The organism is Enterobacter cloacae complex sp. 6730903 (assembly GCF_048283985.1).
Classification (GTDB): Bacteria; Pseudomonadota; Gammaproteobacteria; order Enterobacterales; family Enterobacteriaceae; genus Enterobacter; species Enterobacter hormaechei_C.
In genome coordinates this window covers 21,044-43,018 of the sequence record NZ_JBLVXX010000022.1, presented here as the reverse complement: position 1 = coordinate 43,018, position 21,975 = coordinate 21,044, and the positions used below count along the sequence as shown (strand labels likewise).

The window sequence follows — 21,975 nt, the reverse complement described above, 5'->3', positions numbered from 1 at the left end:
CTGTCTCCTGAATGCGGATTAACAGGCGGGTCGCATAAGCGCGTGATAGCCGCGGTCGAACCACACCAGCCCTTGCGGCGCCGGGTGGCGTACGATGGATACAATGTCGCAAAACAGAATGTCGTGAGTGCCAACGCTCACCACCTGGCTGATGCGGCAGTCGAACGAGGCCAGCGCATTTTCCAGACGCGGGCAGCCCGTGTCGCCTGTCTGCCAGCGGGCAGCGGCAAAGCGTTCCGCCATCGGCGTTTTCCCGCCAAACAGGTTGGATAACGGCTCCTGTCCGGCACTCAGCGTGTTAACGCACAGGGTGCGGTTCTCGCTGAAAATCGGCCAGACCGACGCGCCGCGGTTCAGGCACACCAGCAGGGTAGGCGGGGAATCCGTAACGCTGCATACCGCGCTGGCGGTGAAGCCCGCCATTCCCGCCGGGCCGTCGGTGGTGATGATATTGACCGCTGCGCCGACGCAGGCCATAGCGTCGCGAAAGGTTTGTTTATCCGGTGTCATCACGTTCGCTCCTTACGCCAGCCCGCAGGCATCGTCAAAGGCCAGACGCGGCAGGCGTCCGTACAGTTTGGTCGCATCGCCGTAGCCGATGTTGATCAGCAGGTTGCTTTTGAGCAGCGTTCCCGTGAAAAAGGCCGCGTCCACTTTTTCCCGGTCAAAACCGGACATCGGCCCGGTGTCCAGCCCGAGCGCGCGGCAGGCGAAAATCAGGTACGCGGCCTGCATTGAGCTGTTGCGAAAGGCGGTCTCTTCCGCCAGCGCGGGGCTTGCGGTAAACCAGCTTCTGGCATCGCCGTGCGGGAACAGTTCAGGCAGGCGCTCATAAAACTCGCTGTCCCAGGCGACAATCGCCGTGACCGGGGCAGTGAGCGTTTTCTCAAGGTTGCCGCTGGAGAGCGCCGGGCGCAGCTTCTCTTTTCCTTCCGGGCTTCGCACAAACACAATGCGCGCCGGGGAGCAGTTGGCGGACGTCGGCCCCCATTTCATCAGGTCATAAATCTCGCGCAGCGTCTCGTCACTGACCGGTATATCCAGCCAGCCGTTATGGGTACGTGCGCCGGTAAACAGCGTTTCCAGCGCGGCGGGCGTGATGGCTTCGCTCATTCAAGCTCCTTACAAAGCGGGTTCTGGGCTGTGCAGCAGGCTGGCAAGCCCGTTCAGCAGCAAAGTGTTAAAGGTGTCCGGCTCGGTCACATTGCAGGCATGCCCGCCCTGGCGCATGACCGTTTTGCGGGCGTGCGGGAGGGCGGCGTGCAGTTCAGCGGAGCAGACGGACGGCACCAGCAGATCGTCGGTGGAACAGATAATCTGCACGGGGCAGCGAACGCGTGCAGCGTGGCGGCTGAAATCGGCCTGTTTCAGCGCATCCAGCCTGCGCAGCAGATTGGCTTTGCCCTGAAAATGGGCCAGCGCCAGCGCGTCCTCGGCCTCCAGCCGCGGGGCGCGGGCGGCCATCCAGTCTGCCGGGTAGAGGAACAACGGCTGTGCCTCTACCCACGCCTGCGCCCCGCCCGCATGCAGCAGACGTTCGCGAACGTCAAAACAGCGGCGGGTATGGGCATTGAGGGTCAGCCAGCCGTTGACGCAGACCAGCGCGGTGAGGGCGTCGGGCTTATCGATGGCCAGCCGCAGGCCGACCAGCGCCCCCAGCGCGTGGCCGACCACGCAGTAACGGGCGATCCCGGCCCCGGCTAACGCCAGTGCAAGCTCGTCGGCCATGTGTGCGAGGGTGTAGTCTTCCGGCAGGATATCCGGGTTATTCCCCGTGCCCCGCTGGTCGTAGCACACCACCTGATACTCCTGCCCCAGCACGGCGAGCTGGGGCAGCCAGTAGCTGCCGCTGCCGCCGAGCCCGGCAATCAGTACCACCACGGGCGCGCCCGCAAAGGGGGGCGGTGAAATGGACAGTTTCATGGCCGCCTCACTTCGCGATGTGCGCAACGGTGGCAATTTCAACCAGCGCTTCGGGCTTTACCAGCCCGCACTGGATGCAAAACCGCGCCGGTTTATCGCCGGGGAAAAACTCCGCGTAGATTTCGTTAATCGCGGCGTAGTTTTTCCAGTCGGTGATAAAGATGCTGTTGAAGGTCACGTCCTCCATCGTCCCACCCGCCGTTTCGATCACGGTTTTGATCGTCTCCAGCACGTGGCGGGTTTGCGCCTTTGGGTCATCGATAAACACCACGTTGTTATCTTTATCAAACGGCAGCGTGCCCGAGACATACACCACGCCGTCAGCGAGGGTGCCGGGGACAAACGGGGCAATCGGGGTGCTGGTGCCCGGCGGAATAATCACGGATTTCGGCATAGCGGTTCTCCTCAGGCGATGCGGGCGAGCGGCGGCGTCAGCGCGTCGCAGAAATCATTGACGTTACTGACCCAGCCAAAAAAGGTTTCGATATTGAACAGGGCGGCTTTCTGGGCAAAATCCGGTCCGGCCTGATGGGTGGCGTCTTCCAGCACCACCCCAAAATACTCGAGGAAAAAGCCGTCGCGCAGGGTCGACTCCACGCACACGTTGGTGGCTATGCCCGTAAAGACCAGATGACGAATGCCCCGGCTGCGCAGCAGGCTGTCGAGCGGGGTATTGAAAAAGCCGCTGTAGCGCGGTTTCGGCAGCACGATATCGCCGGGTTCCGGTACCAGCTCATCCACCAGCTGATAATCCCAGCCGCCTTTCGCCAGCAGCGTGCCCTGGAGTTCGGGCCGTTGGCGCATGGTTTTCAGGGCGTTGGATTTGTGAAAGTTGGGTGAGCCGGGACCGCCAGCCTCGACGTACTGGTCGTCCCAGCCGTTCTGGAACCAGACGATCAGCATGCCCGCAGCACGCGCGGTGCTCACGGCGGTTTTGATATTCTCAATCACCGGCTGCGTGGTGGAGACGTCAAACCCGGCCAGATCCAGATACCCGCCTTTACTGGCATAGGCGTTTTGCATGTCTACCACGATCAGCGCGCTGCGCTGCGCGTCAAAGGTAATGGCTTCCGGGCGAGCGTTGAGGGTCGTCATTACGCCACCTCCTTCGTCACGGCAGGGATGTGGGCGCGGCACTGCATCAGCGGCTGGATGCGCTCGCCGAAGGTTTCCACGCCGGTGAGAAAATCATCGAAGGTCAGCAGTACGCCTTCGGCGCCGGGCACGGCAGCCACTTCGTCGAGCATTCTGGCGACGCTGGCATACGAGCCAACCAGGGTGCCCATGTTGATATTGACGGCAGACGTCGGGTCGGCCATCTGGCGCACATTGGTGTCCGCGCCGGAGCGGGTATCTTTCTGGCTCTGCTCGGTCAGCCAGCGCAGCGCGTCGTCATCCGCGCCGTCCTTGTATCGTTCCCATTTGGCGCGCGCGGCGTCGTCGGTTTCGTCGGCAATCACCATAAACAGCACGTAGGAGCCCACGTCGCGCCCGGTTTTGTCGGCGGCCGCTTTCATGCGTGCCGCGGTGGGCGCGAAGGCGGCCGGGGTGTTAACGCCTTTGCCGAAGCAGAAGTTGAAGTCGGCGTATTTCGCGGAAAATTCCATTCCCGCGTCGCTCTGCCCGGCGCATATCACCTTCATCGGCACCGACGGCTGCGGGCTGACGCGGCAGTCGTTCATAGTGAAGAAGTCGCCTTTGAAATCGCTTTTGCCGGTGCCCCACAGATCGCGCAGCACCTGCACATATTCGGTCAGGTAGTCGTAGCGACGGGAGAAGTAATCGTCCCCAGGCCAGATCCCCATCTGCTCGTACTCCGGCTTTTGCCAGCCGGTGACCAGGTTAACGCCAAAGCGCCCGCCGGAGATGGAGTCGATGGTGGAGGCCATCCGCGCCACGATTGCCGGGGGAAGGGTAAGGGTGGCGGCGGTGGCGTAAATCTGGATGCGCGAGGTTACCGCCGCCAGGCCCGCCATCAGGGTGAAAGACTCCAGGTTGTGGTCCCAGAATTCGGTCTTACCGCCGAAACCGCGCAGCTTGATCATCGAGAGTGCAAAGTCGAAGTGGTAGTGCTCCGCTTTCTGCACGATGGCTTTATTCAGCTCAAAGGTCGGCATGTATTGCGGGGCAGTGGTCGAGATAAGCCAGCCGTTGTTGCCGATCGGTACAAATACGCCAATTTTCATCACGAACCTCTCTTCATTACGTCGCAGGTGTCACGGTGTTTTTGCAAAGGGAGTGCCAGTTTTGAAAATTACTTTGTTATCAAGGTGTTAAATGATGGTTGTAAAAATTAACAGCGAAAATGTGGACTAGCTGGTCAAAATCATTGCACAGAAAACAGGCACTCATGCGCGCTGAGGGTGCAGAAGGTCGTGGCGAGACGGGGGTTTTGCTATGCTGAGCGCAGGACAGAAAATGGAGAGCGGAAATGACACAAGGCGCAGTGAAAACACCCGGTAAACGTTCGCAGGCGGTGAGCGCCAAGAAACAGGCCATCCTCAGCGCCGCGCTGGAGACATTTTCGCAGTTTGGTATTCACGGTACGCGCCTTGAGCAGGTGGCGGAGCAGGCCGGGGTGTCCAAGACCAATCTGCTCTACTACTACCCGTCGAAAGAGGCGCTGTATGTGGCGGTGATGCAGCAGATCCTGGATATCTGGCTCGCACCACTTAAAGCATTTCGCGAAGAGCTGGCCCCGCTGGTGGCGATAGAGGAGTACATACGCCTGAAGCTGGAGGTGTCGCGTGATTACCCGCAGGCATCAAGGCTGTTCTGCCTGGAGATGTTGCAGGGCGCGCCGCTGTTGCAGGCGGAGCTGACCGGCGATTTAAAGCAGCTGGTGGACGATAAATCGGCCATTATTGCCGGATGGGTCGCCAGCGGAAAACTGGCGCCCGTCGATCCGCATCATCTGATCTTCATGATTTGGGCCTCAACCCAGCACTACGCTGACTTCGCGGCCCAGGTCGAGGCGGTGACCGGTAAAACGCTCCAGGACGAGGCGTTTTTCCAGAGCACCCTGGAAAACGTACAGCGGATGATTATCGAAGGGATCCGCGTGCGCTAGTTTCCCGGCGGAAGAGGACAGCTTAAGTCGCCCTCTTCACACTGCATCAGCGTGGCCAGAAACGCTTCGCGCTCCGCGGTTTTCTCCGCCAGACACTGGTTAACAATCATTGGCTGAACGCTCCCGCCTTCCGTACCCGAACCGATAAACGCACAGTCCGCATCGCGCAGGTTGATCCACGCCTGCTGCGCCTTTTTAAGCAGATCGCGCTGAGGCGCTGGCGCACGTTTGATGGCGGCCTGATACGTCTCGTTGAGCTTTTTATCGGCGGCCTGGTACTGCTGCGCGCTACAGGTGTTCAGTTCAAGCTGGGTGGTCGCGTTGTCGCACTCGTCGGCCAGCGCGCTGGCGCTCATGAGCAGGGCTGCACCTGCGAGAAATACTCTTTTCATCATCCCCTCCATGTAAAAAAGCCGGATACGCTGTGCTTATCCGGCCTGGGCTGTTTTGTCGCCCCGGTAAGCGTAGCGTCACCGGGGAGAGTTTACACGATTAACCGATTGTCATCAGGCTGGCGTTACCGCCCGCCGCCGCGGTGTTGACGCTGAGCGAGCGCTCAACGTACAGGCGCTCCAGCAGCAGGTTGGTCTCCCCGCGGGCGAAGCCCTGCACCGAGACAATCGCGCCGCTGCGGGCCGCCACCTGCTCGCACAGTTCGCGCAGCTGGTCGGAATCACCGTGGTAGATCACCGCGTCAAACGGCTGGGTCAGCAGGGCATCGGCCTTCGCAAAGCGAATGCGGGCCGAGACCGCTTTTGGCAACTGTTTGGCGAGGTCGCGATGCAGGGCATCTTCCGGCCACAGCACCTCACAGCCCGTTGCCGTTGCGGCTGCCAGCTGCACCAGCGCATCCTGCTCGTTATCCGCCACGCACAGCACACGCTCGCGCGGCATCAGCGTCCAGGTGTTGCGCTCACCGGTTGGACCCGGCAGCAGACGCTGTGTTCCCGCCTGCGCCAGCTCGCCGTACTGCTGTGCAATCGCACGCAGCTCAGGACGATTTTCAGCCCACTTAATCAGCGCATCCAGCGGCTGGGTCAGCACGGCTTTCACCTGCGCATCCACCGGATATTCCGCGTCCTGACGCGCCAGCGTCACGCCCAGCGCATTTTCCGGACGGTTTGCCAGCAGGCGGTACAGATAGAGCGGACCGCCCGCTTTCGGACCGGTGCCGGAGAGACCTTCACCGCCGAATGGCTGCACGCCCACGACCGCGCCAACCATATTGCGGTTGACGTACAGGTTGCCGACTTTAGCATTGCCAGTCACCTGGGCAATGGTTTCGTCGATACGGGTATGCACGCCAAGCGTCAGGCCGTAACCCGAAGCGTTGATCTGATCGATCAGCTCGTTGAGGTTGTTACGGTTGTAGCGCACCACGTGCAGTACCGGACCGAAGACCTCTTTTTTCAGCTCGTCGAAGCTTGCCAGCTCAATCAGCGTTGGCGGCACGAAGGTGCCGGTCTGCCACTCGCGGGCATCTTCGCTGTTCTCGCGCACCGCCTGGAACACCGGACGGCCTTTGGCACGCATGGTCTGAATGTGGTTTTCGATGTTGGCTTTGGCTTCCGCGTCGATCACCGGCCCGATGTCGGTGGTGAGACGGCCCGGGTTGCCCATGCGGCATTCCGCCATCGCACCGCGCAGCATCTTCAGCGTGTGGTCAGCCACGTCATCCTGTAAGCACAGTACGCGCAGGGCGGAACAGCGTTGGCCCGCGCTGTCGAAGGCAGAGGCCAGCACGTCAACGACGACCTGCTCGGTGAGGGCAGAGGAGTCCACGATCATGGCGTTCATGCCGCCGGTTTCAGCGATCAGCGGGGTAGGACGGCCCTGCGCATCCAGACGGGTGGCGATGTTGCGTTGCAGCAGGGAGGCCACTTCGGTCGAACCGGTAAACATCACGCCGCGCACGCGGTTATCGGAGGTCAGTTTGGCGCCGACCGTTTCACCGCGCCCTGGCAGCAGCTGCACCACGCCCGCCGGTACGCCCGCTTCCAGCAGAATGTTAATGCCCTGGGCGGCAATCAGCGGGGTCTGCTCTGCCGGTTTTGCCAGCACGCTGTTGCCTGCGGCCAGCGCTGCGGCAATCTGGCCGGTGAAGATCGCCAGCGGGAAGTTCCACGGGCTGATACACACCACCGGGCCGAGCGGACGGTGGGTTTCGTTGTCGAAATCATCGCGCACCTGACCGGCGTAGTAGTGCAGGAAGTCGACCGCCTCGCGCACTTCGGCGATGGCGTTGCTGAAGGTTTTACCCGCTTCACGCACCAGAATGCCGATCAGCTGCTGCATCTGATCTTCCATCAGCACCGCCGCGCGTTCCAGAATGGCGGCACGCTCCTGCGGCGGAGTGGCAAACCAGATTGGCGCGTTGTTCACCGCGCTCTCCAGGGCCTGCTCCACTTCCGCTTCCGTGGCTTCGCGCACGTAGCCGACGATATCCTTCGGCTCTGCCGGGTTGATCACCGGCTGCATTTCACCGTCCTCAACGGACTGCTCAAGGATCGGTTTAGCCTGCCACTTCTGCAATGCGCTGTTAAGCAGGGCGGAAGAGAGCGACGCCAGACGGTGTTCGTTGGCGAGATCCAGACCCGCCGAGTTGACGCGACCTGCACCATACAGCTCGCGCGGCAGGGCAATCTTCGGATGCGGCAGACCAATCTGGCCTTCCTGCGCCGCCATCTTCTCAACGGCCTGTACCGGGTCGGCCACCAGTTCGTCCAGCGGCAGGGTGGTATCGGCGATGCGGTTAACGAAGGAGGTGTTCGCCCCGTTCTCCAGCAGACGACGCACCAGGTAGGCCAGCAGGGTTTCGTGTGTCCCAACCGGGGCATAAATACGGCACGGACGGTTCAGCTTGCCGTCCGCCACTTTACCGGTCACCTGCTCGTACAGCGGTTCACCCATGCCGTGCAGGCACTGGAACTCGTACTGGCCTGGATAGTAGTTCTGACCCGCGAGGCTGTAGATCGCCGCCAGGGTATGGGCGTTGTGGGTGGCGAACTGCGGATAAATCAGGTTCGGCACGCCGAGCAGCTTTTTCGCACAGGCGAGGTAAGAGACGTCGGTGTAAACCTTGCGGGTATAGACCGGATAACCTTCCAGACCTTCCATCTGGGCGCGTTTGATTTCGCTGTCCCAGTAGGCGCCTTTTACCAGGCGGATCATCAGGCGGCGACGGCTACGGCTTGCCAGGTCAATCAGGTAATCAATGACGAACGGGCAGCGTTTCTGGTAGGCCTGGATGACGAAACCAATCCCGTTCCAGCCCGCCAGCTCCGGCTCGAAGCACAGTTTTTCCAGCAGATCGAGGGAGATCTCCAGACGGTCCGCCTCTTCGGCGTCGATGTTGATGCCGATGTCATACTGGCGCGCCAGCAGGGTCAGGGACTTCAGGCGCGGGTAGAGTTCTTCCATCACCCGATCGTACTGCGCGCGGCTGTAGCGCGGGTGAAGGGCGGAAAGCTTAATCGAGATGCCCGGGCCTTCATAAATACCGCGGCCGTTGGACGCTTTACCGATGGCGTGGATCGCCTGCTGGTAAGAGACCATGTAGGCCTGCGCGTCGGCGGCGGTCAGCGCCGCTTCACCCAGCATATCGTAGGAGTAGCGGAAGCCTTTATCTTCCAGCTTACGGGCGTTCGCCAGCGCTTCGGCAATGGTTTCCCCGGTGACGAACTGCTCGCCCATCAGGCGCATCGCCATGTCCACGCCCTTGCGGATCAGCGGCTCGCCGCTCTTGCCGATGATGCGGTTCAGGGAGCGCGACAGGTTGGCTTCGTTATGGGTGGAGACCAGCTTGCCGGTGAACAGCAGGCCCCAGGTGGCGGCGTTAACGAACAGGGACGGGCTGCGGCCAATGTGGGAGTGCCAGTTGCCGTTGCTGATTTTGTCGCGGATCAGGGCATCGCGGGTGGCTTTATCCGGAATACGCAGCAGCGCTTCCGCCAGACACATCAGCGCCACGCCTTCCTGCGAGGAGAGGGAGAACTCCTGCAACAGCCCCTGCACCATACCGGCGCGTCCGCTGGCGGTTTTCTGATTACGCAGCTTGTCGGCGAGCTGATATGCCAGGCTGTGCGCCTGAGCGGCAACGGCTTCCGGCAGGCGCGCCTGCTCCAGCAGCATCGGCACGGCGTCGGTTTCGGCACGGCGGTAGGCGCCGGTAATGGCGGCGCGGCTGACGGACTGCGGCAGGATCTGCTCGGCAAATTCCAGGAACGGCTGGTGATTCTCTTCAACGGCCGTCGCGGCCTCTTCGCTTTCGTTCGCTGCGCCCGCCAGCAGGGCAGGCAGCTCCGGCAGACCTTCTTCACTCTCCAGTCTTTCCAGATAGTTAAAAATCGCCTGCTTGATTAACCAGTGCGGTGTGCGGTCAATGCGGGTTGCAGCGGTTTTAATCCGTTCGCGGGTAGCGTCATCCAGCTTAACCCCCATGGTGGTCATCCCCATGCCAAAACTCCTGTTGTTCTGTAATAGCGTTCTGTTGATAGCGTGAAATATCCACCATGTTGCAACTTTGTGCAACCGTGTTAAATGTGACCTGGTCTGCAAGCTGGAAAATGAATGGATTGTTAACGATTAGTTAGCCGTGAAAAAGAACGTGCGGCGGTTTCTGAGCCCAGTTTTTATGCGGTGCTTAACACTTTTTAAAGGTGCAACCCGTAAAAGCGTGAGCGAGTGCAACCTATAGGAAAGACGTATAAAACCAGGGATGAAATTCATGTAAATGCAGTGTTAAATCGTTTGTCAGTGGGATGCGTATACGGCAGGATAGCGCGCCCAACGGAAACACATACACACATCACTACGTTCCGGTGATGACATAACAAGGCAACCCGGACGGTTGTCGCTCGACATTTTGGAGAATTTGAATGGCTATTAGCACACCGATGCTGGTGACATTTCTCGTTTATATTTTTGGCATGATCCTGATAGGGTTTTTGGCATGGCGTTCCACTAAAAACTTTGACGACTACATCCTCGGCGGGCGCAGCCTAGGCCCGATGGTGACCGCGCTCTCTGCGGGCGCTTCCGACATGAGCGGCTGGCTGTTGATGGGCCTGCCGGGTGCGATTTTCATCTCCGGTATCTCCGAAAGCTGGATCGCCATCGGCCTGACCGTTGGCGCGTGGATTAACTGGAAGCTGGTGGCAGGCCGTCTGCGCGTGCACACCGAAGCCAACAACAACGCCCTGACGCTGCCGGACTACTTCACCGGACGCTTTGAAGATAACAGCCGTATCCTGCGCATTATCTCGGCGGTGGTGATCCTGCTGTTCTTCACCATCTACTGTGCTTCCGGCATCGTGGCGGGCGCGCGTCTGTTCGAAAGCACCTTCGGCATGAGCTATGAAACGGCGCTGTGGGCCGGTGCGGCCGCGACCATCCTCTATACCTTCGTGGGCGGATTCCTGGCGGTAAGCTGGACCGATACCGTGCAGGCGAGCCTGATGATCTTCGCCCTGATCCTCACTCCGGTGATTGTCATTTTCACCGTCGGCGGCTTTGGCGAATCGCTGGAAGTGATCAAGCAGAAGAGCATCGAAAACGTCGATATGCTGAAAGGGCTGAACTTCGTCGCCATCGTCTCTCTGATGGGCTGGGGCCTGGGCTACTTCGGCCAGCCGCACATTCTGGCGCGCTTCATGGCGGCGGATTCCCACCACACCATCGTTCACGCGCGTCGTATCAGCATGACGTGGATGATCCTGTGTCTGGCGGGGGCGTGTGCGGTCGGCTTCTTCGGTATCGCGTACTTCAACAACAACCCGGCGCAGGCGGGCGCGGTGAACCAGAACGCCGAGCGCGTATTCATCGAGCTGGCGCAGATCCTGTTCAACCCGTGGATTGCCGGTATTCTGCTCTCCGCGATCCTCGCGGCGGTGATGTCCACCCTGAGCTGTCAGCTGCTGGTGTGCTCCAGCGCCATCACCGAAGACCTTTACAAAGCGTTCCTGCGTAAGGGCGCGAGCCAGAAAGAGCTGGTGTGGGTAGGGCGCTTTATGGTGCTGCTGGTTGCGCTGGTGGCGATTGCGCTGGCGGCAAACCCTGAAAACCGCGTGCTGGGGCTGGTGAGCTATGCGTGGGCGGGCTTTGGCGCCGCATTTGGTCCGGTGGTGCTGTTCTCTGTACTGTGGTCACGCATGACCCGCAACGGCGCGCTGGCAGGGATGATTATCGGTGCGGTTACCGTTATCGTCTGGAAACAGTTCGCGTGGCTGGGCCTGTACGAGATCATCCCGGGCTTCATCTTCGGCAGCCTCGGTATTGTGGTGTTTAGCCTGCTGGGTAAAGCGCCGTCTGCCGCGATGCAGAAACGCTTCGCGGAGGCGGACGCGCACTATCACTCAGCGCCGCCGTCTAAGCTCCAGGCTGAGTAAAAACATACCCCCTCACCCTAACCCTCTCCCCGGTGGGGAGAGGGGATAGTCCTTTCACCTATGTGAGTCTTCATCAATGAGAATTAAAACAGGGTTAATGGTGGCAGCATTCGTGATGCTGGCGGGCTGTAGCGCACCCGCACAGCATGCGGCGGTGGAAACCTGCAAAGCAGAAAATCAGATGCAGCAGACCACGCTCTATTTCGGCTTGAATCGTCCGGCCGGGGCGCAGATTACCGGCAGTGAGTGGCAGCAGTTTGTCGACCAGGACGTGACGCCGCGCTTTCGCGATGGCTTAACGGTGTTTGATGCGCGTGGGCAGTGGCTGGGTAACGATGGCAAAGTGGCACGCGAACCCAGCAAGGCATTGATGCTGATCCACGGTAAAGATGCGCAGAGCGAGAAGAACATCGAAGCGTTACGCGGAATTTATAAATCCCGCTTCGCGCAGGAGTCGGTGATGCGCGTCGACCAGCCGGTGTGCGTGCAGTTCTAATAAAAACGGCGGGATAACCCGCCGTTATTGTATCGTAGGCCCGTGCAAGCGAAGCGCCGCCGGGCATTAACCGCACAAAACTTACAGCACCAACCCCGCAAAGCTCGCCGACAGCAGGCTCACCAGCGTCGCGCCGTACACCAGACGCAAACCAAACCGCGACACCACGTTGCCCTGCTGCTCGTTCAGGCCCTTAATCGCCCCGGCGACGATGCCGATGGAGGCGAAGTTCGCGAACGATACCAGGAACACGGACAAAATACCCAGCCCACGCGGTGACATTTGATGGGCTATTTTTTGCAGCTCGATCATCGCTACAAATTCATTCGCCACCAGTTTAGTTGCCATAATGCTCCCCGCGTTTAAGGCATCGCTCAGCGGAATACCAATAAGCCACGCCAGCGGATAAAACACATAACCCAGAATTTGCTGGAAGCTCATGCCAAATATGCTGGAGAAGAGGGCGTTAACGGCGCTAATAAGGGCGATAAAACCAATCAGCATCGCCAGAATAATCATCGCCACCTTAAAACCGGCCAGAATATACTCGCCCAGCATTTCAAAGAAGCTCTGGGATTCGTGCAGTTTTTCCAGCCTGATATCCGGCTCCGCTTCCGGGCGGGTCGGGTTAATGACCGAAAGAATAATAAAGGTGCTGAACATGTTCAGGATCAGCGCCGCGACGACAAATCTGGCGTCGAGCATAGTCATATAGGCCCCGACAATCGACAGCGACACCGTCGACATGGCCGTGGCAGCCATCGTAAACAGACGACGCGAGGAGAGATCCCCGAGTACGCCCTTGTAGGCAATGAAGTTTTCCGACTGACCGAGGATCAGTGAGCTCACCGCGTTAAAGGATTCAAGCTTGCCCATGCCGTTCAGTTTTGACAGTAGCGTCCCGATCACCCGAATAAAGATCGGCAGAATGCGCCAGTGCTGAAGAATACCAATCAGCGCCGAGATAAAAATAATGGGGCAGAGCACGCCAAGGAAAATAAATGCCAGCCCTTTTTCACCCATCCCGCCAAAGACAAAATTCGTCCCTTCGGCAGCGAATTTAAGCAGCGACTCAAAGAAACCGGAGACGTATTTAATAATAAACAGACCGCTTTCTGCGTGGAGGAAAAAGAACGCCAGCGCAATTTCAATCACGATCAGCTGTAAAACGAAACGAATACGAATTTTTCGGCGGTCGAAACTCACCAGCCAGGCAAGCGCAAGAATAATCACCAGCGCCAGCAGGAAATGGACAATTTTAAACATGGTTTATTTTCAGTTGGTTTTCGAGGTGGACATTTAGCCACAGCCCCGGTTAACCGTAAATGGGCATTTTCGTTATACCTTATAAACGTAGCGGTTACTCAGGCAATTATTACTCCGCAATGCGTTTACATCTGGTCATCAAAACGCAACACATTTCGCTTGTTTTTCTTCTTGCCGTAATGATAATCACTATCACAAGAATTTACCTTTCTTTGCATCAGTTGACCGCGATAAACATTTAAGGTGTCGGCATGTTTGTTCCATTTCTCATTATGTTACGTGAAGGCCTTGAAGCGGCCCTGATTGTTAGCCTTATCGCCAGTTATCTGAAGCGTACCCAGCGCGGACGCTGGATTGGCGTGATGTGGGTTGGCGTTTTCCTTGCCGCGGCGCTCTGCCTGGGGCTGGGTATTCTTATCAACGAAACCACCGGTGAATTTCCGCAGAAAGAGCAGGAGCTGTTTGAAGGTATCGTCGCCGTAATAGCGGTGGTGATCCTCACCTGGATGGTGTTCTGGATGCGCAAGGTCTCCCGTAACGTGAAGGTACAGCTTGAGCAGGCGGTGGATAACGCCCTGCAAAAAGGCAACCACCACGGCTGGGCGCTGATCATGATGGTCTTTTTCGCCGTGGCGCGTGAAGGCCTGGAGTCTGTGTTCTTCCTGCTCGCGGCTTTTCAGCAGGACGTGGGCATCTGGCCGCCGCTGGGCGCGGTGCTCGGGCTGGCCACGGCGGTTGTGCTTGGCTTCCTGCTCTACTGGGGCGGCATTCGTCTTAACCTCGGGGCGTTCTTCAAGTGGACCAGCATGTTTATTCTGCTGGTGGCCGCAGGGCTGGCGGCAGGGGCGATCCGCGCCTTCCACGAAGCGGGCCTGTGGAACCACTTCCAGGACGTGGCGTTCGATCTCAGCAACGTCCTGTCGACCCATTCACTGACCGGTACCCTGCTCGAAGGGATCTTCGGCTACCAGGAAACGCCGAGCGTCAGCGAAGTGGCGATGTACTTTATCTATCTGGTTCCGGCGCTGATCCTGTTCGCTATGCCGCCGCGTACCGGCTCGCAGACGTCGCGGGTAGCGCCGTAAGTGCTGTTTTAGTTACAACATACTTTTAAAGGGAAGAGTCATGGCCATTCAGTTCCGTCGTAGTGCGTTATGCGCAGGCATTGCCGCGCTGTTCGTGTCTGCCTTCACCGCTCAGGCGGCAGATATTCCGCAGGTAAAAGTCACCGTCAACGATAAACAGTGCGAGCCGATGACCATCACGGTTAACAGCGGTAAAACGCAGTTTATTATTCAGAACCACAGCCAGAAGGCGCTGGAGTGGGAAATCCTGAAAGGCGTGATGGTGGTGGAAGAGCGCGAGAATATTGCGCCGGGCTTCAGCCAGAAGATGACCGCAAATCTTCAGCCCGGGGAATATGACATGACCTGCGGCCTGCTGACTAACCCGAAAGGTAAGCTGATCGTCAAAGGCGCAGCGACGGCGGACGCGGCCAAAGGCACGGCGCTGCTGAGCCTCGGCGACGCCATTACCGCCTATAAAGCCTACGTCACCAAAGAGACGGCGGACCTGGTGGCAGGCACCAAAGCCTTTACCGATGCGGTGAAAGCGGGGGATATCGAAAAAGCGAAATCCCTGTATGCGCCTACCCGTCAGCACTACGAGCGCATCGAGCCGATTGCCGAACTGTTCTCTGACCTTGATGGCAGCATTGACGCCCGCGAAGACGACTACGAGCAGAAGGCCGCCGATCCAAAATTCACTGGTTTCCACCGTCTGGAAAAAGCCCTGTTTGGCGATAACTCCACCAGTGGGATGGAGAAATACGCCGATCAGCTCAACAGCGACGTGCTGGAGCTGCAAAAACGCATCAGCGAGCTGGCCTTCCCGCCGTCGAAAGTGGTGGGTGGTGCAGCGGGCCTGATTGAAGAAGTGGCCGCGAGCAAAATCAGCGGTGAAGAAGATCGTTACAGCCACACCGACCTGTGGGACTTCCAGGCCAACGTCGACGGCGCACAGAAAATTGTCGATCTGCTGCGGCCTCAGCTGCAAAAAGAGAACGGCGAACTGCTGGCGAAAGTGGATGCCAACTTTAAGAAAGTTGACGCTATCCTGGCGAAATACCGCACCAAAGACGGGTTCGAAACCTACGACAAGCTGACCGATGCAGACCGTAACGCGCTGAAAGGCCCGATTACGACGCTGGCGGAAGATCTCTCCCTGCTGCGTGGCGTACTGGGTCTGGATTAAACGATGAACAAGCATGACGAGTACGACGTGGCGGAACCTTCCCGACGTCGGTTGTTAAAAGGGGTAGGGGCGCTGGGCGGCGCGTTTGCCCTGGCGGGCGGCTGTCCGGTGGCGCATGCGGCAAAACCGCAAAGCGCCCCCGGCACGCTCTCCCCGGATGCGCGTATGGAAACGCAGCCATTTTATGGTGAGCACCAGGCGGGGATCCTGACGCCGCAGCAGGCCTCGATGATGCTGGTGGCTTTCGATTCGCTGGCGAGTGATAAGGCCGACCTTGAGCGGCTGTTCCGCCTGCTGACGGCGCGCATTGCGTTTCTTACCGCGGGCGGTCCGGCACCGGAAACACCGAATCCGCGCCTGCCGCCGATGGATTCCGGGATCCTCGGGGCGTTTATCGCTCCCGATAATCTGACCATCACCGTGTCGGTGGGGGAATCGCTGTTTGATGATCGCTACGGACTGGCGAAGCAGAAGCCGAAAGCGCTGCAAAAAATGACGCGATTCCCGAATGACTCTCTCGACGCGGCGCTGTGCCACGGCGATCTGCTGTTGCAGATCTGCGCCAATACCCAGGATACGGTGATCCACGCCCTGCGCGATATCATCAAACACACCCCGGATCTGCTGAGCGTGCGCTGGAAGCGGGAAGGTTTTATCTCTGACCACGCCGCGCGCAGTAAAGGGAAAGAGACGCCGGTCAACCTGCTGGGCTTCAAAGACGGCACCGCCAACCCGGACAGCAGCAATACCGCGTTGATGAAGAACGTGGTATGGGTGACGGCGGATCAGGGCGAACCGGCCTGGGCGGTGGGCGGCAGCTATCAGGCGGTGCGTATCATTCAGTTCCACGTGGAGTTCTGGGACCGCACGCCGCTGAAAGAGCAGCAAACTATCTTCGGTCGCGATAAGCAAACCGGCGCACCGCTCGGCATGAAGCACGAGCACGATGAACCCGACTACGCCCGCGATCCGAACGGGGATGTCATCGCGCTGGACAGCCATATTCGCCTCGCCAATCCTCGCACCAAAGAGACGCAATCCAGCCTGATGATGCGCAGGGGCTACAGCTACTCGCTGGGGGTGACCAACTCCGGTCAGCTTGATATGGGACTGCTGTTTGTCTGCTATCAGCACGATCTGGAGAAGGGATTCCTCACCGTGCAGAAACGGCTCAACGGCGAAGCGCTGGAGGAGTATATCAAGCCCATCGGCGGCGGCTATTTCTTTGCCCTGCCCGGCGCGCGTGACGCGAACGGCTGGCTCGCTCAGGGTCTGATAGAAGCCTGATAATCGTCCCTGCGACAGTTCGCAGGGACATTATTTTTTCGGGGGGACTATCTTATTGTTATATTTCTGTAATATTTCTATATAAGACTGATTTTCCATGTAGGGGCAGTCTGAAAAGTTGCATTCAGGTAAAATAAATGTTGCATTTATGATAATCCCTGATGTACTTAAGATAAGACAGCGGTAGTTCCCGGCAGTGATGTTAACTCACTATGGAGATCGCGAATGGTTGCGTCCTGTACTGGACAAGGTAAACACATCAACCGCAGTATCCGGCGCGGAGGCTCAGACTCCGGCAGCGATTTCCTCACCACCAAATTCTCTCATTCACCTCAAGAACCTTTTTCTACCGACGTGCATAACGGTGCGCGTAGCCGTTGTATATCGTCATCCGGTAATGCAAGCAATGGCTTACAAGGAAGCCAACCCTCTGATGTTCGTGCGCATAATCGTGCCGATGCTGGCGCGTGTGATGAATACCAACAACTCAAGGTGCTATCCATGGGAAGACAGAAAGCAGTGATCAAAGCTCGTCGTGAAGCAAAACGTGTGCTGAGACGGGATTCACGTAGCCATAAACAGCGTGAAGAAGAATCGGTCACCTCGCTTGTGCAGATGAGCGGCGTAGAATCCATTGGCATGGCGCGGGACAGCCGCGATGCATCGCCAATTGTGGCGCGGAATGAAGCTCAGGCGCACTACCTGAATGCTATCGAGAGTAAACAGCTCATCTTTGCAACCGGGGAAGCCGGATGCGGGAAAACCTGGATCAGCGCCGCCAAAGCGGCGGAGGCGCTGATTCATAAGGACGTGGAAAGGATCATCGTTACCCGTCCGGTACTGCAAGCGGATGAAGATCTGGGCTTCCTGCCCGGCGATATTTCCGAGAAGTTTGCCCCGTACTTCAGGCCCGTCTATGACGTGCTGGTGAAGCGGTTGGGCGCTTCCTTTATGCAGTATTGCCTGCGACCAGAGATTGGCAAGGTGGAAATCGCGCCGTTCGCCTATATGCGCGGACGTACATTTGAAAATGCGGTCGTTATTCTTGACGAGGCTCAGAACGTGACCGCTGCGCAAATGAAGATGTTTTTAACGCGCCTCGGGGAGAACGTGACGGTTATCGTCAACGGCGATATTACCCAATGTGACCTGCCGTCGGGCGTGAAGTCCGGCCTGAGCGATGCCATGTCACGTTTTGAGGAAGATGAGATGATAGGGATGGTCCGCTTCACCAAAGATGACTGTGTGCGCTCAGCGCTATGTCAACGAACGCTGGAAGTGTACTCCGACTAAGATCATTTCATATTTTAAGTCATTACTTCCCGGCGTTATGCCGGGAAGCTTCCTTTATTCCCTCTGCACGCGTGGCTTTTTTTAAATCATATTTATTTCCTATAGCATTCAACGGGATTTACGCACCGTTTTGCGGTAATAATAATATTACTGTTAATTTGCTGCGAACGCTTTTTATACAGATCACGGAAATGTGATATGTATTTATAATACCCACAAAATATCGATGAATATAATGATCATGCTAATTATTGGTTTAAAATTAAACGTGAATGTTGTCACAGAACATGACTAAGCAGTAAAAATTAAGTTGGTGTCTTTTGGGTAATTATCTATGTTTCGTACTTGTTCAGACAAAATTCTAAAAAGAAACTCGCCAGGGGATCGTTTCCTCTGGAACATCACGCTAAGGGTCATACATGAACGAACTGGTTAGTGCAATTAACGGTGTTATCTGGAGCCCGGCGTTAATATTTTTATGTCTGGGTGTCGGCCTCTATTTCTCGCTGCGTAGTCGCTTTCTACAATTACGGCATATAAAACTTATGATTACCCTGATGTTTCAGGGGCGTCCTACCGAGGCAGGCGTGTCGTCGTTTCAGGCGCTGACGATGACGCTGGCGGGCCGCGTGGGGACAGGGAATATTGCCGGTGTAGCGACCGCCATTACCTTTGGTGGACCCGGTGCGCTTTTCTGGATGTGGATCGTGGCATTTTTGGGGGCAAGCTCTGCTTTTGTCGAATCCACGTTAGGTCAGGTTTATAAAGAGAAAATTAACGGCGAATATCGTGGTGGCCCTGCCTTTTATATTGAGAAAGGGTTAGGCGTGAAGTGGTACGCATGGTTATTTGCCATCGTAACGATTTTCTCCTGCGGATTATTACTGCCAGGTGTGCAGGCAAACTCTATTGGTGCGAGCCTGGATATTGCCTTTGGTCTGAGCCCAAATGTCACGGCGGCGTTACTTGCTGTGCTGTTGAGTTTTATTATTTTTGGTGGCGTAAAAAGGATTGCCAGCTTTAGCAGCATGGTGGTTCCGTTTATGGCGCTCGGCTATATTATTGTCGCGTGCGTGATTATCGCTATCAATATTGATCAGCTTCCTTCAGTTATATTGCTGATCTGGAAAAGTGCTTTTGGCCTTGAAGCTGGGTTTGGCGCTATTCTGGGCCAGGCCATCATGTGGGGCGTGAAGCGTGGCGTCTATTCCAACGAGGCGGCGCAGGGTACCGGGCCACATGCCTCCTCGGCGGCGGCCGTAAGCCATCCGGTGAAACAGGGGCTGGTTCAGGCGTTCTCCGTGTACATCGACACGCTGTTTGTCTGCTCCGCGACCGGGTTTATGCTGTTGATCACCGGGCTGTATAACGTGCAGGGCGTCGACGGCGCAGCGCTCTATACCGGAATAGCAGGCGTGGCCGCAGGACCGGGATATGTCCAGACGGCAATGGAAAGTATGATGCCGGGCTTCGGTAATTACTTTGTTGCCATCGCGCTGTTCTTCTTTGCCTTCACCACGATCATTGCTTACTACTACATCGCTGAAACGAATATCGCCTACATCAACCGTAAGATTCATCGCCCGTGGCTGACGTTCCTGCTCAAGCTGTGTCTGATGGCGTCGACGGTATATGGCACGGTACGCACCGCGGATCTGGCCTGGGGATTAGGGGATATTGGCGTAGGGCTGATGGCATGGCTCAACATTATTGCCATCGTTCTGTTGCATAAAAAAGCGTTTGCCAGCCTGAAGGATTATGAAATCCAGAATGCACAGGGGCTGGATCCACACTTTGACCCGGTTCGGCTGGGGATTAAAAATGCGGATTACTGGCTGGAGGAGCGTAAGGATGAAGCGGGTGCTCAGCCTGAGCAGGTTTTATCTCCTGAAGGAAAGGAGTCGGTAGGGAAGTTGAATAGCTGAGGAATGGTTGAGACAGGCCCGTACTTTTGTACGGGCTTTCTTTTTTTGTAGGTGAGGCAGCTCGTGTCGCACCGGGGGGGATTGACTCGCTTCGCTCGCCCTGCGGGCAGCCTGTTCGCTACGCTCTCAGTCTGTCCAACTGGCTGCGCCAGTTGTCGAACCCCGGTCGGGGGTTCTCATCCCCCCCTTACGAGAATATAAAAGAAAAAAGCCCGTACTTTCGTACGAGCTCTTGTCTTGAATATGGCGGTGAGGGGGGGATTCGAACCCCCGATACGTTGCCGTATACACACTTTCCAGGCGTGCTCCTTCAGCCACTCGGACACCTCACCATATTGTTTTGCTGCCTGACCGCTTGGGGGGCAACGGGGCGCTACTATAGGGAGTTGCGCTAAAACGGTCAAGCAGATTTTCAGCATTCGTGCTTGTTCGGTTAAGCCTTAATCAGCTTATGTCGCAGCGCGCAGGATTAACGCTGCGAATCGAGCACTTCGCTATTTTTCACCACGTCCTGCGCTTTGCTGTAGCTTTCGATCAGCAGCTGGTAGGCCGGGAAGATGTGTGTGTACACCTCAGCCCATTCACCCGCATCTTCACGGTTCCACGTGCGCTGAATTTCGGAAGCAACAGCAGCCGTGTCCATTGGCACCACGCCTGCCTGCACCACGCGCGCCAGGGTGATCTCCTGCGCCATTTTGCTGTAGGTGCCGGAGGCATCAATCACCGCAAACACTTTATATCCGTCCGCCACCGCGCTGATAGACGGGAAGGCCATGCAGACGCTGGTGATCGTCCCCGCGATAATCAGCGTTTTGCGCCCGGTGGCTTTCACCGCTGCCACGAACTCCGGGTTATCCCAGGCGTTGATCTCACCCTTGCGTGCCACATACTGTGCGTGCGGCGCGTTGGCGTGGATCTCCGGGATAAGCGGGCCGTTCGGTCCCTGTGGAACCGACGCCGTGGTGATCACCGGGATCTTCGCCAGCGAGGCGATTTTTGCCAGCGCCGCTGCACGGGCGCGCAGCTCAGGCATTGGCATGTCTCCTACGGTCTGGAACAGCCCGCTCTGGTGATCGATAAGCAGCATAACGGCATCGTTTACGTCAATAACGGGACGTGCACCGTTGAAGTTTGCAGGGGTAGACATAATGCGCTCCTTTATTACGTTTAGATTTGGCCAAAGCGGCCGGAATTGAAATCGCGAATAGCCTCGGCAATTTCGGTTTTACTGTTCATAACAAACGGGCCATAGCCCACGATGGGTTCATTCAGCGGCTCCCCGGCCATCAGCAGCACTTTGGCATCACTGCTGGCTTCGAGATGCAGTTTGTCACCGCTCTGACTCAGCACGACCAGTTGCGCCTCACCGGCAGGCGTGGTGCCGTTCACCGTCACGTTGCCTTCAACGACAACCAGCGCCGTGCTCCAGCCTTCGGGCTGATTAAGCGTCAGGTGGTTACCCTGGTGCAGCGCGAGATCCCACACGTTCAATGGTGAGAAGGTATGCGCCGGGCCGGTTACCTCTCCAAAGCGGCCAGCAATCACGCGCAATGTTCCGCTGTTATCCGGCAGGGTGACCACCGGGATATCCGCCTGAGTGATGCTCTGGTAGCCAGGCGTCGCCATTTTGTCTTTAGCGGGCAGGTTGACCCACAGCTGCATCATTTTTAGTTCACCGCCTTTCTGCGAAAACGCGCTGGAGTGGAACTCCTCGTGCAAAATGCCTGCGCCTGCCGTCATCCACTGCACGTCGCCTGGGCCAATAACGCCGCCTCTGCCGGTGGAATCACGATGCTCCACTTCGCCTGAGTAGACGATGGTCACCGTTTCAAAACCGCGATGAGGATGCTCGCCCACGCCGCGTTTCGCGCCGTCCGCCGGGAAGGTATGCGGTCCGGCGTAGTCCAGCAGCAGGAACGGACTCAGGGGCTCGCCGTGCGTCTGGTAAGAAAACATCGAACGAACCGGAAAACCGTCACCGACCCAGTGCGGACGAGGTGCGGTATACACGCCTGTTACGTTTTTCATGATTAACTCCTGATGTCCTGTTGATGGAATTAGCTTATATTCAGGGTT

19 protein-coding genes and 1 tRNA gene are annotated in these 21,975 nt (G+C 57.6%); 8 read left to right on the top strand and 12 right to left on the bottom strand.

Annotated features, from left to right (window positions below; genetic code table 11):
- Positions 1 to 18 precede the first annotated feature (18 nt).
- Genes rutF through rutA form a run of 6 tightly spaced genes read right to left on the bottom strand, consistent with a single transcriptional unit; the run spans position 19 to position 4,109 of the window.
- Positions 19 to 510 carry an NADH-dependent FMN reductase RutF gene (gene rutF / locus ACNQ0W_RS13440; RefSeq protein ID WP_047726852.1) on the bottom strand — a complete coding sequence of 164 codons (492 nt, stop codon included), beginning with the start codon at positions 508 to 510 and terminating at the stop codon, positions 19 to 21.
- Positions 511 to 522: 12 nt separating this feature from the next.
- Positions 523 to 1,113: a malonic semialdehyde reductase gene (locus ACNQ0W_RS13435; protein WP_047052687.1), complete on the bottom strand. Its 591-nt coding sequence runs from the start codon at positions 1,111 to 1,113 to the stop codon at positions 523 to 525.
- A 9-nt stretch (positions 1,114 to 1,122) separates the two neighbouring features.
- Entirely contained in the window at positions 1,123 to 1,923 is an 801-nt protein-coding gene (gene rutD, locus ACNQ0W_RS13430) for a pyrimidine utilization protein D (RefSeq protein WP_062932069.1), read from the bottom strand.
- A 7-nt stretch (positions 1,924 to 1,930) separates the two neighbouring features.
- Positions 1,931 to 2,317, bottom strand: coding sequence for a pyrimidine utilization protein C (gene rutC, locus ACNQ0W_RS13425; RefSeq protein WP_015570870.1), 387 nt, complete (start codon positions 2,315 to 2,317; stop codon positions 1,931 to 1,933).
- A gap of 11 nt (positions 2,318 to 2,328) precedes the next feature.
- Positions 2,329 to 3,018 (bottom strand): pyrimidine utilization protein B, encoded by a 690-nt coding sequence (gene rutB, locus ACNQ0W_RS13420; RefSeq protein ID WP_062932068.1) that lies wholly within the window; start codon positions 3,016 to 3,018, stop codon positions 2,329 to 2,331.
- On the bottom strand, positions 3,018 to 4,109 hold the full coding sequence (rutA, locus tag ACNQ0W_RS13415; RefSeq protein ID WP_062938613.1) for a pyrimidine utilization protein A: 1,092 nt from the start codon (positions 4,107 to 4,109) through the stop codon (positions 3,018 to 3,020). The genes rutB and rutA overlap by 1 nt, the downstream gene beginning before the upstream one ends.
- Positions 4,110 to 4,354: 245 nt before the next feature.
- Between rutA and rutR the strand changes: the two genes are divergently transcribed.
- Positions 4,355 to 4,993: an HTH-type transcriptional regulator RutR gene (rutR, locus tag ACNQ0W_RS13410; RefSeq protein WP_023324433.1), complete on the top strand. Its 639-nt coding sequence runs from the start codon at positions 4,355 to 4,357 to the stop codon at positions 4,991 to 4,993.
- On the opposite strand, the gene ACNQ0W_RS13405 is transcribed toward rutR, so the two are convergent.
- Positions 4,990 to 5,385: a lysozyme inhibitor LprI family protein gene (locus ACNQ0W_RS13405; protein ID WP_062932066.1), complete on the bottom strand. Its 396-nt coding sequence runs from the start codon at positions 5,383 to 5,385 to the stop codon at positions 4,990 to 4,992. The two genes, rutR and ACNQ0W_RS13405, sit on opposite strands and share 4 nt — an antisense overlap.
- Positions 5,386 to 5,485: 100 nt before the next feature.
- Positions 5,486 to 9,448: a trifunctional transcriptional regulator/proline dehydrogenase/L-glutamate gamma-semialdehyde dehydrogenase gene (gene putA, locus ACNQ0W_RS13400; RefSeq protein ID WP_062932065.1), complete on the bottom strand. Its 3,963-nt coding sequence runs from the start codon at positions 9,446 to 9,448 to the stop codon at positions 5,486 to 5,488.
- A 422-nt stretch (positions 9,449 to 9,870) separates the two neighbouring features.
- Between putA and putP the strand changes: the two genes are divergently transcribed.
- Positions 9,871 to 11,379 (top strand): sodium/proline symporter PutP, encoded by a 1,509-nt coding sequence (putP, locus tag ACNQ0W_RS13395; RefSeq protein WP_047052682.1) that lies wholly within the window; start codon positions 9,871 to 9,873, stop codon positions 11,377 to 11,379.
- 76 nt (positions 11,380 to 11,455) lie between these two features.
- Positions 11,456 to 11,875: a DUF3574 domain-containing protein gene (locus tag ACNQ0W_RS13390; protein WP_062932064.1), complete on the top strand. Its 420-nt coding sequence runs from the start codon at positions 11,456 to 11,458 to the stop codon at positions 11,873 to 11,875.
- An 81-nt stretch (positions 11,876 to 11,956) separates the two neighbouring features.
- Here ACNQ0W_RS13390 and ACNQ0W_RS13385 read toward each other — a convergent pair whose 3' ends face one another.
- Entirely contained in the window at positions 11,957 to 13,141 is a 1,185-nt protein-coding gene (locus ACNQ0W_RS13385) for a NupC/NupG family nucleoside CNT transporter (protein WP_062932063.1), read from the bottom strand.
- A gap of 251 nt (positions 13,142 to 13,392) precedes the next feature.
- Here ACNQ0W_RS13385 and efeU point away from each other — a divergent pair, with 251 nt between their 5' ends.
- The 5 genes from efeU to ACNQ0W_RS13360 all read left to right on the top strand — a co-directional run bounded on the left by efeU (position 13,393) and on the right by ACNQ0W_RS13360 (position 19,899).
- Positions 13,393 to 14,226 (top strand): iron uptake transporter permease EfeU, encoded by an 834-nt coding sequence (efeU, locus tag ACNQ0W_RS13380; RefSeq protein ID WP_062932062.1) that lies wholly within the window; start codon positions 13,393 to 13,395, stop codon positions 14,224 to 14,226.
- Positions 14,227 to 14,266: 40 nt separating this feature from the next.
- Positions 14,267 to 15,394: an iron uptake system protein EfeO gene (gene efeO / locus ACNQ0W_RS13375; RefSeq protein ID WP_062932061.1), complete on the top strand. Its 1,128-nt coding sequence runs from the start codon at positions 14,267 to 14,269 to the stop codon at positions 15,392 to 15,394.
- Positions 15,395 to 15,397: 3 nt separating this feature from the next.
- Entirely contained in the window at positions 15,398 to 16,681 is a 1,284-nt protein-coding gene (gene efeB, locus ACNQ0W_RS13370; protein ID WP_062932060.1) for an iron uptake transporter deferrochelatase/peroxidase subunit, read from the top strand.
- Between the two features lie 501 nt (positions 16,682 to 17,182).
- Positions 17,183 to 17,974 carry a phosphate starvation-inducible protein PhoH gene (gene phoH / locus ACNQ0W_RS13365; protein ID WP_169802588.1) on the top strand — a complete coding sequence of 264 codons (792 nt, stop codon included), beginning with the start codon at positions 17,183 to 17,185 and terminating at the stop codon, positions 17,972 to 17,974.
- 419 nt (positions 17,975 to 18,393) lie between these two features.
- Positions 18,394 to 19,899 (top strand): alanine/glycine:cation symporter family protein, encoded by a 1,506-nt coding sequence (locus tag ACNQ0W_RS13360; RefSeq protein ID WP_062932058.1) that lies wholly within the window; start codon positions 18,394 to 18,396, stop codon positions 19,897 to 19,899.
- Between the two features lie 244 nt (positions 19,900 to 20,143).
- On the opposite strand, the gene ACNQ0W_RS13355 is transcribed toward ACNQ0W_RS13360, so the two are convergent.
- From ACNQ0W_RS13355 to ACNQ0W_RS13345, 3 genes are all read right to left on the bottom strand, one after another.
- Positions 20,144 to 20,231: transfer RNA gene (locus tag ACNQ0W_RS13355), tRNA-Ser, on the bottom strand.
- A gap of 137 nt (positions 20,232 to 20,368) precedes the next feature.
- On the bottom strand, positions 20,369 to 21,046 hold the full coding sequence (locus ACNQ0W_RS13350) for an isochorismatase family protein (protein WP_003858068.1): 678 nt from the start codon (positions 21,044 to 21,046) through the stop codon (positions 20,369 to 20,371).
- A gap of 20 nt (positions 21,047 to 21,066) precedes the next feature.
- Positions 21,067 to 21,927 (bottom strand): pirin family protein, encoded by an 861-nt coding sequence (locus tag ACNQ0W_RS13345; protein WP_062932057.1) that lies wholly within the window; start codon positions 21,925 to 21,927, stop codon positions 21,067 to 21,069.
- Between the last annotated feature and the right edge of the window lie 48 nt (positions 21,928 to 21,975).

Coding starts and splice junctions, on each gene's coding strand:
- ACNQ0W_RS13360 (WP_062932058.1), top strand. CDS start 18,394: ATGAACGAACTGGTTAGTGCAATTAACGGTGTTATCTGGAGCCCGGCG.
- putP (WP_047052682.1), top strand. CDS start 9,871: ATGGCTATTAGCACACCGATGCTGGTGACATTTCTCGTTTATATTTTT.
- ACNQ0W_RS13350 (WP_003858068.1), bottom strand. CDS start 21,046: ATGTCTACCCCTGCAAACTTCAACGGTGCACGTCCCGTTATTGACGTA.
- ACNQ0W_RS13405 (WP_062932066.1), bottom strand. CDS start 5,385: ATGAAAAGAGTATTTCTCGCAGGTGCAGCCCTGCTCATGAGCGCCAGC.
- ACNQ0W_RS13345 (WP_062932057.1), bottom strand. CDS start 21,927: ATGAAAAACGTAACAGGCGTGTATACCGCACCTCGTCCGCACTGGGTC.
- rutA (WP_062938613.1), bottom strand. CDS start 4,109: ATGAAAATTGGCGTATTTGTACCGATCGGCAACAACGGCTGGCTTATC.
- putA (WP_062932065.1), bottom strand. CDS start 9,448: ATGGGGATGACCACCATGGGGGTTAAGCTGGATGACGCTACCCGCGAA.
- rutF (WP_047726852.1), bottom strand. CDS start 510: ATGACACCGGATAAACAAACCTTTCGCGACGCTATGGCCTGCGTCGGC.
- rutC (WP_015570870.1), bottom strand. CDS start 2,317: ATGCCGAAATCCGTGATTATTCCGCCGGGCACCAGCACCCCGATTGCC.
- rutB (WP_062932068.1), bottom strand. CDS start 3,018: ATGACGACCCTCAACGCTCGCCCGGAAGCCATTACCTTTGACGCGCAG.
- ACNQ0W_RS13385 (WP_062932063.1), bottom strand. CDS start 13,141: ATGTTTAAAATTGTCCATTTCCTGCTGGCGCTGGTGATTATTCTTGCG.
- rutD (WP_062932069.1), bottom strand. CDS start 1,923: ATGAAACTGTCCATTTCACCGCCCCCCTTTGCGGGCGCGCCCGTGGTG.
- ACNQ0W_RS13435 (WP_047052687.1), bottom strand. CDS start 1,113: ATGAGCGAAGCCATCACGCCCGCCGCGCTGGAAACGCTGTTTACCGGC.
- efeO (WP_062932061.1), top strand. CDS start 14,267: ATGGCCATTCAGTTCCGTCGTAGTGCGTTATGCGCAGGCATTGCCGCG.
- rutR (WP_023324433.1), top strand. CDS start 4,355: ATGACACAAGGCGCAGTGAAAACACCCGGTAAACGTTCGCAGGCGGTG.
- efeB (WP_062932060.1), top strand. CDS start 15,398: ATGAACAAGCATGACGAGTACGACGTGGCGGAACCTTCCCGACGTCGG.
- ACNQ0W_RS13390 (WP_062932064.1), top strand. CDS start 11,456: ATGAGAATTAAAACAGGGTTAATGGTGGCAGCATTCGTGATGCTGGCG.
- phoH (WP_169802588.1), top strand. CDS start 17,183: ATGGGAAGACAGAAAGCAGTGATCAAAGCTCGTCGTGAAGCAAAACGT.
- efeU (WP_062932062.1), top strand. CDS start 13,393: ATGTTTGTTCCATTTCTCATTATGTTACGTGAAGGCCTTGAAGCGGCC.